Genomic DNA, 13,251 nt, shown 5'->3' on the forward strand with positions numbered 1-13,251 from the left:
TGTGGAATTTTCATGTACCGTCGTTTGGACGACCCCGGGTCCGGAGAGCCTCGTCAGGCAGCCGAATGAAGTCCACCAAAGCCTGTACCTCGGCAGAGGGAGGCGGCGTCAGAAGGCTGACGATCGCGATCACGGTAAAGCCCACCGGAACCCCAAAAATACCGCAGGAAATCGGATGGATATCGAACCATGCATCCGCCATACTCCCGCCAAAGAAGGGGTGAGTACGTACGATGTAGTAGAGCGTCGACGCCAGTCCGGCCAGCATGCCCGCCACCGCCCCCCACTTGTTGGCCCGCCTCCAGAAGATGCCAAGCACCAGGGCCGGGAAGAAGGCCGACGCGGCGATGGAGAACGCCAGACCCACCATGAACAGGATGCTGTCCGGGCGCAGGGATGCCACCCAGGCGGCGATGACGGCAACCACCAGCAACTGGGACTTGGTGATCACCAACCGGCGCTGCGTGGATGCCTGGGGATTGATCATCTTGTAATAGAGATCATGAGACAAGGCATGGGAGATTGTGAGCAGCAGTCCATCTGCCGTGGACAGGGCTGCGGCCAGCCCACCAGCGGCCACGAGGCCAGAAACCACGTAGGGCAAGCCGGCTATTTCAGGGAACAGCAGCAGGATCGCATCACTGTTTAGCGTGAGCTCTGCCAACTGGAGGATTCCGTCACCATTGATGTCCTCGATCTTGACCAGACCCACCCTGCTCCAGGAGGCCACCCAGTTGGGCAGATCACCGATGTTGGTCCCTATCAACCTGCTGTAGATTTCCCATTTCGCAAACACTGCGTAGGCGGGAGCTGTGACATAAAGCAAAAAAATGAAGAACAACGACCAAAACACCGAACGTCGAGCCTGGCGAACACTGGGCGTGGTGTAGTAACGCATCAGGATATGGGGCAGACCAGCGGTTCCCACCATGAGCACAAAAGCGAGGGCCAGAAAATTTCGACGAGCACTCTCCCGGGCCTCAGGGGTTTCTCCCGGATGGGCCTCCGCATGGTGAACAGGCGGGACAGTTTTCGCCAGGCTCTCCTGCCTCGTTCGCTCCCATTTGAGGCGGGCCTCTTCAGGGGTACGCGGCAGATCCCTGAGGGCCCTCTCCGCCGCCGCAACATCCCGGGCGGAAGCGCCCTCCGTGCGTAACTCCATGATCCGTTCAGACTGAGCCACTCGTTCATCCGCTAGCGACGCGGGCAGATCTTCGATCTTGCGGGCGTACTCCTCCGCCCGATAGCGATACTGACTGCGGACGTCGTTCTCCCGGGGCTCGGAAAACAACTCAAGCTCCTTGACGCCCAGATCCCTCAGCACCTCACCATAGACCAACTGGGGGACGGGTACGCCAGTGACCTTGTAGGACAGGATGGCAACCGGCACCAGGTAGGCAACGATGAGGATCAGATACTGAGCGACCTGCGTCCAGGTGACCGCCCTCATGCCCCCAAGGAAGGAACACACCAGAATCCCTGCCAGGCCAACAAACACACCAATCTCGAATTCGATGCCGATGAAACGGCTAGTAATCAGGCCAACACCATAAATCTGTGCCACGACATACACAAAGCTCGCCAGGACGGCCGCCAGGACGCCTACCAGTCGGGCAAAGTGCCCCTCATAACGGGCCCCCAGAAAATCCGGAATGGTGAACTGGCCGAATTTGCGCAGGAAAGGGGCCAGCAGAAGTGCAACCAGCACATATCCACCCGTCCACCCTGTCACGAAGGCCAGGCCCACGAAGCCCGAGTAATAGAGGGTGCCTGCCAGGCCAATGAAGGAAGCGGCGCTCATCCAGTCGGCTGCCGTCGCCATTCCGTTGAACAGCGCGGGTACTCTGCGCCCCGCCACATAGTATTCGGAAACGTCAGATGTCCGGCTCATCACACCGATAGCCGCGTAGATGGCAATCGTCGCGAACAGGAAGATCTGGCCAATCCAGCGCTGCGTCATGCCCATCTGCTCAGCGCTCGCCAAGGCGACCACCAGCGCCAGGAAACCGAGTGCATAAAGGACGTAATAACGGCCAAGCCGGGGAAGGAAAGGGGAAGGAAAGCTCACCGGGCAGGCTCACTCTTCATGATGCAGCCCATAACGCCTCTCGATGCGGGTCATCGAAAAGTCATAAACCGCCACAATCAGCAGAAAGACGATCAGGCTTCCCTGTCCCACCATGTAGAAACCCAGGGGCCACCCGAAGAAGACGACTTCATTGAGCTCGTCGGCAAACCACCCTGGCAGGAAACTGGCAGCACCCCAGAGAAGAAACAGCACCGCAGTAAGGATGCGGGTTTCCCGCCAATATGCCTGTTGTCTTGAACGGGTATCACTCACCCGGCTCCCCTCCCCAATGCCCTTCAGGGAAAACGTCCCTGCTGCGCCGGGAGTATAAGCCGCTATGGCGTACCGCCCTAGAGCAAGCCATGCTCTAGAGTTGGAAGCGCACCCCAAGCTTTTGCTGCAACTTGCGCGCCTGCCGGAAGGACTCCTTGAGAAAGGCCCGCTCCAGCTCGTTGAGCCCCTCCGGCATCACCCGGTTCGCAGAGCCGCCGGCTGCACGCTGACAGCGCAAACGCAGGCTCTGGATGAACAGGAAGGCGTCCACATAGGCCTCCACCTCTGCGGACGGCCAGCCACTGCGAAGCCCCCCCGCTCTCAGGCGGGCAACGGTGGAGCTGGCCTCAATGCCGAAGGCCAGCGCATAGATACGCGCAGCATCCACAAAGGGGCGGCTTCCGTCACGCTTGAGGTCCAGCATCCCGGTTTGCCGGTCCACCACAAAATCCCTGATCATTCCAAGGGGCGGGCCGCTGCGGAGGGCATTCCCCGCCATGAAACGCAGAAAGAGTGGCGTGTCAACCGCCACCGCCAGCAACCAGCGACGCAATCCGGCAGCAAGCCCGATATCCCCGGCAAGGCCCCGAAAATCGAAAAAGATCGTCGCGTTCAGGAGATCCTCAGGCCGCCCGCCGAGAATCCATTCTCCAAACCTCGAACGCCATTCGGAAAGGGAGAGACACCAAAGCGGATTACCCGCCATGATCCCTCCCTTGCAGAGGGGAAAGCCGCAGGCATCCAGCAGCCGGTTGACCGCCTGGGCAAACGGCAGGAACCGCCTGCGCATGCCCTCCGGGTCCGTATCTGGCGGCACCTGATAGATCAGACCGTTGTCCTGATCGCTATCCAGCGTCTGCTCGAGACGCCCCTCGGAACCAAACACCAGCCAGCACCAGGGCACCAGGGGAAGATCGAAGCCGGGCTCGACGATGTCGATCGCGGCAAGCACCACCAGATCGTTCAGGATCGAGATCCACTCCCCCACCTGACCCGCATCACCCCCCTGATCCACCAGCACACCAGCGAGCAGGCGCACCCGGGTCGCAGCGTCCACCAGACTTGCCGGATCCTTCGCGTTCTGGATCGTCTCCATCAGGTCATCCGCCTGAACGCTGCGCCGGGCGTAAAGATCCCCACGAGAGACAACCCCCAGGAAGCCGCCCCGGCCATCCACAATCACCAGATGGCAGAGCCCGTGGCGGGCAAGAAGCATGCGCCCTTCATGGAGGCTTGCCGTACCGGGCAGGGCAATGACACCGCCGGTCATCACGCTGACCACAGGGTCCTCCAGCGAGACACCGGCAAGACTGACCCTTTCGAGCAGGTCACCACGGGTCAGGATTCCCAGGGGACGCAGGGACGGGCCATCCACCACCACCACACTGCCGACAGCCCCAGTCAGCATGGCCCGGATGGCTTCACTCACAGACTGATCCGGCCCCACGGAGACCGGAGGTCTTCTCAACAAGTCGGACAGCACCTGCCCTCCCCTTTTGTCCGCCATATCAGCACGCCCGACCGGGATCAGCGGATGATCGTCAGTATTTGACCCGGGCGTAATAGGTTTTTTCGGAGGCTTGGCGAGCCTCACCCAGGGTCCGGACGCCCTTCTCCGCGAGAAGCGGAATCATCCTCAGGAAAACCTCCCCAGTCACGATGGCATCCCCCAGAGCGGTGTGCCGTCCCAGGATGTTAACCCCCATCCGTTCGCAGATAGCCTCCAGGCGATGGGAGTCCTGATCCGGATGAATCACTGCCGACAGCAGCAGCGTATCGAGCACAGGCTGGTCAAACACGATGCCAGTGCTCCCCTCCTTGAGCTGGAGGAAGCGCATGTCAAAGGCAGCGTTGTGGGCGACCAGCACGGTTTCTGCAGCGAAAGCGTGGAAGGCGGGCAACACCTTGGCCATGGTGGGCTGTCCAGCCAGCATCTCCGGGGTAATTCCGTGGATACGTGTAGAGGCCTCGGAAAGCGCCCGCAGGGGATCCACCAGTTGATCAAAGGACTCGGAGCGAAGCAGCTTGCCGTTCAAGATCCGGGTCGCACCGATCTGAATGATTTCATCTCCTTCCGAAGGATTGAGGCCAGTGGTTTCCGTATCGAAAACCGTAAAGGCCAGATCCGTCAAGAGACGGTCATCCAGGGCATGACTGGCCTCGGTCTGCCTGAAGAGGTCGAAATCATAATATTCCGGCCGGCTGTCTCCCCTCGGCACGGCACTGGCTTCGACCTCGGCCTGGGGACTCGCCTGGGGCAGGAGCAGGCGGAAGAAAGCACGGTGCTGGGTTTTTTCCCGCTGCAGCCAGATCTCGCCATCGTGGCGCTCGATGACGTCCCGAACGGTCAGAGGCGAACTTTCACCCGCAAAGCTCATGGGCTCCAATTCCCAGCTCATGACGGTCTCGGTGCTCATGGCATGCCCCGACCAGATCAGGTCCAGATGGGCCAGACGTCCGGCTGAGGTCAGACGCAGGCGAATCTCCCTCACCCCGAACTCGTCCACAAGGCGGCTCACCAGATAGCCAACCGCCTGCAACAGGGAAAAACTGTCCACTTTGATCCACAGTTCGGCGTCCACCTCCTCCAGCTTGGCCGGCAGCCCCAGCGTGTTCTGGATCCGTCGCTGGGCTGCCGCCACCAGGTCTGCGCCCAGCATTTCATCCAGGGGCCAGCGGGTCTTGAGGGCATCAGCAAAGGCCGTGGCCGTCTCATCCAGGCGGGCACTCATGCCCTGCACTTCATCCCGGACCACTTTCAGAAAACGCTCCTTGAGCTCCTGGTCCAGATCGGGGTACTCCAGCATCTCAGCCGCTGCCCGCAGATTCGCCAGGGAGGAACGACTTCCCTCGGTCAGGGAATGGATCATTTGGTCGCGTCGGGTTTCCGCCTCGAAAGCGCGGGTGATGTTGTCCAGCATCAGCACGAACCCAGAGACCACGGGCCCTGCCTCTGGGTCGGGGCTGGCCAGTACCGGCGCCATGTGCACCCGGAGCAGCTGCCCCGCCCGCGTGGTGGTGACAAAATTCGCCATGGGTCGGGGACTCTGACGACGCATGTGCTCCTGGACGCTCTCCAGGGCATGGACGATCAGGTTGCGCTCGAAGACCCCATAAATGGAACGGCCCAGGCCGATGATTTCTCCCCCTCCTGCAGCAGCAGGTGCATCGGAGAGGACCTTGAACTGCAGACGCGCCCGGCTGTTGTAAAGCAGGATGCGGCCATCCAGGTTGCACACCACCACGCTCTGATTCAACTCGGACATCAGGGCAGCCAGCCTGTTGCGCTCTTCTTCCACGGATTTTCGGGCCTCGCGGATACGGAGCAACATCCTCCTGGAGATCATGACGCTGATCGGCAAGGGCGTTTACCGCCTCGGCAATCCGCTGCAATTCGGGCCCGCCTTCCTGCCTGAGACGCCGGCCGGGGTCGGTCGTCACCATCAGTCCGAGCTGGTCCGCCAGCCTGGCAGAGGCCAGCAGGGTACTCTCGACAAAACCTTTCATCAGAATGGCCGCGGCCCCAGCCCCCACCAGACCAATCATGATGAGCAGGCCCATGCGGGGATTGAGAATCGGCTCCAGAACCGCCCGCTCCTCGGGAGCGAGATCCCGCCAGAGGGTGACGCCAGCGAGCACCAGCACGCCAAGCACCAGACAGCAGGAAAAAACGATGGCCAACACCTGCCGGTGCTTCAGGCTCATGTCGTCATTTCCAGCAGGGATTTCACCTTGGCCACCAGTTCCTTGGTGGAAAAGGGCTTGGTCATGTAGGCATCCGCCCCCAGGGCCAGGCCCTTGCTGACTTCTGTTTCACGCCCCTTGGCCGTCAGCATCAGCACCCGGATGCCCTGCAAGGCGGGATCTGATTTGATCTCCTGACACACATCGAAGCCGTTCTTGTGAGGCATCATGACGTCCAGCAAAACCAGGTCCGGCCCCTCGCTCCGGATTTTCTCGAGGGCTTCCCGCCCATCGTTGGCGATGCATACGACGAAACCCTCCCGCTTCATCAGGAACTCCAGAGAGATGACGATGTTTTGCTCGTCATCAGCAATCAATATTTTTTTGGTCATTCGGTCCCCTCCCTACGCATGTCCCAGACATGGATCCGCCGCATGCAGACCACATCACCCGAGACAAGTCCTGTCAGTTTATCGCGCATCATCTTTCGTTTCTGTTGATTTGACACAAGGCATCAGAAACGAGAAACAGGCCCCGGAGCCCGGAGCGCTCTCCACCCACAGGCGACCACCATAATGCTCGATGATCTGACGACTGATGGGCAAGCCCAGCCCCGTACCCTGGGGCTTGCCAGTCATCGTGTTGCCTCCCTGGCGGAATTTCTCGAACACCAGGGCGTACTCATCCTCGGTCAGCCCTGGGCCGTTGTCCTCGACATCCACCCGCAGGCCCTCATCCGTCTCGAACAGCCTCAGCCAGACCTGCCCACTGTCCCTCGCCACAAACTTGACCGCATTGGACAGCAGATTCAGCACGACCTGCATAAGGCGATCCCGATCCGCCAGAAGCACGGGCACCCGCTCGGGCAAGCTCATCTCCAGCTGAACCCCCTTGTCACGGAAGAGCTGGCTGGTGGACCATGCGGCCTGCTCCACCACCTCCTTCAGATCCACCTCGCAGTTGTCCCACTCCGCATGACCTGACTCGATCTTGGCCATATCCAGCACCTGATTGACGAGGCGGGTCAGACGCTCGGTTTCGCTGACCACGATCGCCAGAAAACGCTGCCGATCATCCAGATCCATCTCGGGATCTTCAAGCAGCATTTCGGAGAAGGCCCTGATCGACGTTAGGGGCGTGCGCAGTTCGTGGGTCACCGAAGACATGAAATCGTCCTTCAAGAGATCCAGCTCCTTCAACCGCTCATTAGCTGTACGCAGTTCCCGGGTTGCGGTTTCCAGCTCACGGGACTTCTGCTCAAGGCGCCGGGAATAGGCACGCACCTGAGAGGCCTCGTCGAGGATATTCATCACCTCGTCCAGACCGAGGGGCTCCTCCTTGACCACGGAAGCCACCATCACCCGCGCCGAGGCACTGCCAATCGCACCCGCCAGGGTCGTCTCCGCAAAATGGACCAACCCGGCGTCTGCCTGCAGATCCTGCATGTCCGCCACACCACGGCTACGGGCATATTCGGCAAACGCCTGCCGCGCACGTTCGGGACCAATGAAACGGCCGATGAGGGGGAGAAGATCCGCCACATGGGCACTTGCCCGCCAGAAAGCATCCCCGGCCGGCCGGGTCTGCTTGAAAACGTCCACAAAAAGGGTGGCCTGTCCCGCCTCCACCGCACTGGGGCGACGCCACAGGGAGACACAGACACAGGCTCCCACATTGACCAGCAGACTCCAGAACAGGCTGTGGGCAATCGGATCCAGACCTTCCATACCCAGCAGATGATACGGTCGCAAGGCCTCCAGTCCGAATACCCCCTCCTCCAGAAAGGCGCCTGGCAGCCAACCGGACTTGGCAAAGGACGGGAGCAGCAAGGTGTAGAGCCATACCAGAAAGCCTCCACTCAAACCGGCCAACGCCCCCGCCCGGGTCCCCGGACGCCAGTACATCCCCAGAAGCATGGCAGGCGCAAACTGGGCAACCGCAGCAAAACTGATCAGACCAATGCTTACTAGTGCATGAGCTTCGCCAGCGAAACGAAAATACAGATACCCCAGCAGCAGAATCACCACGATGGCAGCGCGCCGGATGCCCAGCAGCAGGCCCGACAGATCTTCCCGACGACGCAGCCCTTCCCACTGCATCCGGAGCAGCAGGGGCATCATCAGGTCGTTACAGACCATCGTCGACAGGGCAATCGTCTCCACGATGACCATCCCGGTCGCAGCGGACAATCCGCCAATGAACACCAGCAGCGCAAGCCAGCCATGCCCTGAGGCCATGGGCAATGCCAGCACGAAGGCATCCGCATCCACCCCCTTGCCTTCAAAATGCATCAGCCCTCCCAGGGCGATGGGCAGGACGAACACGTTGATCAGGAACAGATAAAGGGGAAACAGCCAGATGGCCCGACGAAGGTGGTTTTCGTTGACGTTCTCCACCACCGCCACCTGAAACTGCCGCGGCAGGAACATCACGGCAAGCATGGAAAGGAGGCTCAGCGCAAACCAGCTCCCAAAACTGTTTCCACCCGCCTCCATCCGCATCAGCTGGGCCAGATCAGGAAACTCTGCCGCCCGGGAAAAGATGTCTCCAAATCCATCATACATGCCAAAGGTCACGAAGACCCCGACCGCCAGGAACACCACCAGCTTGACCACCGATTCGAAGGCCACCGCTGCCACCAGCCCCTCATGGCGCTCCGTGGCGTCCAGGTGACGGGTACCAAACAGGATGGTGAAGGTCGCCATGCTGAGGGCCACGTAAAAGGCCGTATCCAGGAACCAGGAGCGGCTCACGCCCTGGGTGGGCATGACGATCTCGGGATAGTGCGCCAGGATCATGAAACTACCCGACACAGCCTTCAGCTGCAAAGCGATGTAGGGAATCACGCCCAGCACGGCAATCACCGTAACCAGTCCGCCCAGTAACTGACTCTTCCCATAGCGGGAGGCGATGAAGTCGGCGATCGATGTAATCCGGTGAGTCTTGCCGATACGCACCATCTTCAACATGACAAACCACCACAGGCAGACCGCCAGAGTGGGCCCGATGAAGATCGGGAGGAATCCGATCCCCGACGATGCAGCACGCCCCACGCTCCCATAGTAGGTCCAGGTGGTGCAGTACACCGCCAGGGAAAGGGCATAGATGGTCGGGTTCGCGATGATTGACCGCCCCTGATCGGCACGCCTGTCGCCCATCCAGGCGATCGCAAACAGCAGCACCAGATAGAGGAAGGACACCGCAACGATGGTGGCGCTACTCATCGGTTCCCCCAGAGGCAGGCAGGGGCTGGTTATCCCACTGCATGACGTCAGCGCTCAATAATCCAGATCATCAGGATCACCAGCAGCAGCCACAGCCCAAAGACGTAGAGGTACAGCAGCGGAATGCCCGCCCAGACCCGGGGCAGATCAAAAATCGAGAGAAGCGGGTAATTGAAGAGCACCGCCCCCAGCAGGAACAAGGCCATCAACCGCTGGCCCGTCAAGGTCGCCTTGATCATCTTTCCCCCCAGGTGCCTATGGTCTTGGAATGTGGATTTATAAACCTAAACGGGGGCGCTGACGAGGGTGGATCTGAACAGTCCACCGTGGACGAGAAAAAGGCGCGATGACCGCGCCTTTTTCTCCCCCTCACACCTCCGGCCGGACTGCACCGGAGTTCCTCCTCCATTATTTTTTATAACGGTCCGCTCTGGTTTTGCCGGCGACCTTGGGCAGCCGGTGGCGGATCACGTCGCTGGGCAGTTGTTAACCCTTGAGCTGCTCGAGGATCGCAGGATTCTCGAGAGTCGAGGTGTCCTGAGTGATTTCCTCGCCCTTGGCCAACTGACGGAGCAGACGGCGCATGATCTTGCCGGAGCGGGTCTTCGGCAGGTTCTCACCGAAGCGAATGTCCTTCGGCTTGGCGATCGGCCCGATTTCCTGACCAACCCAGTTCTGCAACTCCTTGATCATCGCGGTCGCCGCGTCGCCGGTCGGACGAGCGCCCTTGAGCACCACGAAGGCCACGATAGCTTCACCGGTCAGGTCATCCGGACGACCAACCACCGCCGCCTCGGCCACCTTCTCGTGCGCCACCAGGGCGGATTCGATTTCCATCGTACCCATGCGGTGACCCGAGACGTTCAGCACGTCATCGATACGGCCGGTGATGGTGAAGTAGCCAGTATCCTTGTCGCGGATCGCGCCGTCACCAGCCAGGTACAGCTTGCCCTGGAAGTCGGCCGGGTAATAGGACTTCACGAAACGATCCGGGTCACCCCAGATATTGCGGATCATGGAGGGCCACGGACGCTTCACGACCAGGATGCCACCTTGGCCCCAGGGCACTTCCGTTCCGGTTTCGTCGACCACCGCAGCCTGGATGCCCGGGAAGGGCAGCGTGCAGGAGCCGGGAATCAGCGGAGTGGCGCCGGGCAGCGGGGTGATCATGTGACCACCGGTTTCGGTCTGCCAGAAGGTGTCCACGATCGGGCAACGGCCGCCGCCAACGTTCTCGTAGTACCACTCCCAGGCTGCGGGGTTGATCGGCTCGCCGACCGAACCCAGGATTCGCAGGCTGGACATGTCGTAGTTCTTGGGATGCACGGCCGGGGTGTTGTCCGCCGACTTGATCAGCGAACGGATCGCGGTCGGGGCGGTGTAGAACACGGTGACCTTGTGATCCTGAATCATTTTCCAGAAGCGGCCGGCGTCCGGATAGGTGGGCACCCCTTCGAAAACAATTTCGGTCGCGCCGCAGGCCAGGGGGCCGTAGGTGATGTAGGTATGGCCCGTGACCCAGCCAATGTCGGCGGTACACCAGAACACATCATCCGGCTTGATGTCGAAGGTGTACTTCATGGTCAGGATGGCGTGCAGCAGGTAGCCGCCAGTGGAGTGCTGAACCCCCTTGGGCTTGCCGGTAGAGCCGGACGTATAGAGCAGGAACAGCGGATGCTCGGCTTCGACCCACTCGGGCTCGCAAACGTCGGACTGCTGGGGCACGATGTCGTCGGCCCAGGTGTCACGGCCAGCAACCATGGCAGTTTCAGCGCCTGTACGCTTGACCACCAGAACATTCTTGATGGAGGGACAGCCACTCTCCAGGGCCTCATCGGCGATGGACTTGAGCGGCAGGGCCTTGCCCCCACGGTTCTGACCATCAGAGGTGATCAGCAACACGGCACCGGCATCATTGATGCGGTCTGACAGGGACTGTGCGGAGAAGCCTCCGAAGACGATGGAATGGGTTGCACCAATACGGGCGCAGGCCTGCATCGCAACCACACCCTCGATGGACATGGGCAGATAGATGACAACGCGGTCACCCTTCTGGACACCCAGACTACGCAGGGCATTCGCAAACTTGCAAACCCGGACAAGCAGGTCAGCATAGGTCACCTTGGTGACATCGCCCTTGTCACCTTCAAAAATCAGGGCAACTTTCTCGCCCAGGCCATTCTTGACCTGACGATCAAGGCAGTTGTAAGAAACGTTGAGCTTGCCGTCGGCAAACCATTTGAAGAACGGCGCATTGCTCTCATCCAGAACCTGGGTGAAAGGGGTCTCCCAGTCGAGGAGCTCCTTGGCATGCCGCCCCCAGAAGCCCTCGTAGTCCTTTTCGGCTTCAGCACAAAGGGCCTTGTACGCGTCCATGCCCGACACGGCCGCGTTCTTCACCACCTCTTCGGACGGATAGTAGAACTTCTGGGTGGTTTCGCTCGTCATTTTTTCACCTCTCCTCGTGTTTTATGAGTGTGCAACGTTGGATGCTTTGAAACCTTGCTCGGCAGGTAACCCGCCCCGTCCTGGGTGTGATTTTCTTTTTTGGAGGGTTGCCGGTTTTTGTTCGCCATTCATTAAAGACGATCAATCTTACACATGACTTACACCCACGCACGCCTTTACCCAAAACGGGCTTTCAGGACAGGCGTCCAGACCTGGAGACCCACCATCTTAAAAATTACCCAAAACCAGGATTTCATGAAAATTTTATGCCATATTATTATTCCCTGGGAATAATCGTGATACCACCCAATGTTGCTTCGGATCACCTGGACAGCCATCGTGCTCAGCCTGCTCCCGGCGTGCACCCTACAGCCCCCGAAAGTCAGTCCGGGCGCCCATCTAGGGCCGCTCCCCCAGACTGACCGGGGCGCTCCGATTCCTCCGCCGGTCAGCACCCGCCTGCCGCTCCCTCCCCTGCCGCGGATCCAGCGGACCGAAACCTACTCGGTTGTCGTCAGCCGACTGCGCGTCCAGGAGCTGCTTTTTTCCCTGGCCCGGGATGCCAGGATCAATCTGGACATTCACCCCGGGATCGAGGGAACGGTCACCCTCAATGCCATCGACCAGACCCTGCCCCAGATCCTCACGCGTCTCGCCCGCCAGGTGGACATCCGCTTCGAATTCGATGGTGACACCCTGATCGTGATGCCAGACACCCCCGTGCTGCGCACCTACCGGATCGATTACGTCAACCTGAACCGCAGCGTCTCGGGCACCGTTTCCACCAACACCCAGATCGCCACCACCGGCACCGGAAGCACTCTGCAGGGAAGCGGAAACCTGCCAGGCTCAGGCCTTCCCGCAGGGGGTAACGTTTCGGCAACACGCATCGAGAACAGCTCCCGCAACCAGTTCTGGGAATCCGTCGAAAAAAACATCCGTGACATCCTGCGGGAAACCGACAAGATCCTGCCGGAAGGATCAAGCGAAACCCTGATCGAGAACGTGGAGACCAGCGCCAGCACCGGGCCCACATCCACTCCGTCACGCACCGCCGGCAACGAGCAGGGCGTACGGCCGCGCAACAACCGCACGCCAGGAGCCGGCTTGCCGGGTGCAGGGCCCAGCGCAAGCAACAACAGCAGCATCACCGCCATCCACAAGAGCACTTTCCGGGAGGCCGCATCGGTCATAGCCAACAGGGAAACAGGCATCCTGACGGTGCGGGCCACAGGACGCCAGCACGAAAAAGTCCGGGAATTCATTGATCAGGTCATGGAGGCAGCCCGACGCCAGGTGCTGATCGAAGCCACCATTGTCGAAGTCGTCCTCGGAGATGCGTATCAGCAGGGTATCGAATGGAGCCGCCTGCTGCCCAGCGGGACGCGCTACGGGATTACCAGTCCCAGTCTCGGCACCAGTGCCGGCAACGCCATCACCCCATTCAGCCTCGCCTACCAGAGCAGCAACGGTATCGATACAACCGTCAGGCTGCTGGAGAGCTTCGGAACGGTGAAAGTCCTCTCCAGCCCAAAGCTGGCTGTCCTGAACAAC

The 13,251-nt window shown here is 60.5% G+C and carries 8 protein-coding genes and 1 pseudogene; 1 reads left to right on the forward strand and 8 read right to left on the reverse strand.

Going from position 1 to position 13,251, the window contains the following annotated elements; all coding sequences use genetic code 11:
• Positions 1-10: 10 nt before the first annotated feature.
• From PHD22_RS07465 to acs, 8 genes and pseudogenes are all read right to left on the reverse strand, one after another.
• Positions 11-2,068, reverse strand: a complete 2,058-nt coding sequence (locus PHD22_RS07465) for a sodium:solute symporter family protein (RefSeq protein WP_299864478.1) — start codon at positions 2,066-2,068, stop codon at positions 11-13.
• 9 nt (positions 2,069-2,077) lie between these two features.
• The gene (locus PHD22_RS07470) at positions 2,078-2,341 is read right to left on the reverse strand and encodes a DUF4212 domain-containing protein (protein ID WP_299864480.1); all 264 of its coding nucleotides are present in this window, start codon (positions 2,339-2,341) and stop codon (positions 2,078-2,080) included.
• A 94-nt stretch (positions 2,342-2,435) separates the two neighbouring features.
• The gene (locus PHD22_RS07475; protein ID WP_299864483.1) at positions 2,436-3,848 is read right to left on the reverse strand and encodes a DUF294 nucleotidyltransferase-like domain-containing protein; all 1,413 of its coding nucleotides are present in this window, start codon (positions 3,846-3,848) and stop codon (positions 2,436-2,438) included.
• A gap of 34 nt (positions 3,849-3,882) precedes the next feature.
• Positions 3,883-6,046, reverse strand: a pseudogene (locus PHD22_RS07480) (exonuclease domain-containing protein).
• Positions 6,043-6,417 carry a response regulator gene (locus PHD22_RS07485; RefSeq protein WP_299864486.1) on the reverse strand — a complete coding sequence of 125 codons (375 nt, stop codon included), beginning with the start codon at positions 6,415-6,417 and terminating at the stop codon, positions 6,043-6,045. Before PHD22_RS07485 ends, PHD22_RS07480 begins: the two are co-directional and overlap by 4 nt.
• Positions 6,418-6,495: 78 nt before the next feature.
• Positions 6,496-9,249 (reverse strand): sensor histidine kinase, encoded by a 2,754-nt coding sequence (locus PHD22_RS07490; protein WP_299864489.1) that lies wholly within the window; start codon positions 9,247-9,249, stop codon positions 6,496-6,498.
• A 47-nt stretch (positions 9,250-9,296) separates the two neighbouring features.
• The gene (locus tag PHD22_RS07495; RefSeq protein WP_366520696.1) at positions 9,297-9,488 is read right to left on the reverse strand and encodes a hypothetical protein; all 192 of its coding nucleotides are present in this window, start codon (positions 9,486-9,488) and stop codon (positions 9,297-9,299) included.
• Between the two features lie 247 nt (positions 9,489-9,735).
• Positions 9,736-11,697 carry an acetate--CoA ligase gene (gene acs, locus PHD22_RS07500; RefSeq protein WP_299864492.1) on the reverse strand — a complete coding sequence of 654 codons (1,962 nt, stop codon included), beginning with the start codon at positions 11,695-11,697 and terminating at the stop codon, positions 9,736-9,738.
• Positions 11,698-12,006: 309 nt separating this feature from the next.
• On the opposite strand from acs, the gene PHD22_RS07505 reads away from it, so the two are divergent.
• Positions 12,007-13,251, forward strand: a 1,245-nt coding sequence (locus PHD22_RS07505) for a secretin N-terminal domain-containing protein (RefSeq protein WP_299864495.1), incomplete at its 3' end; no start/stop codon positions are given.

The sequence above is a fragment of the Zoogloea sp. genome, assembly GCF_028693495.1.
In the GTDB taxonomy this organism is placed as follows: domain Bacteria; phylum Pseudomonadota; class Gammaproteobacteria; order Burkholderiales; family Rhodocyclaceae; genus Zoogloea.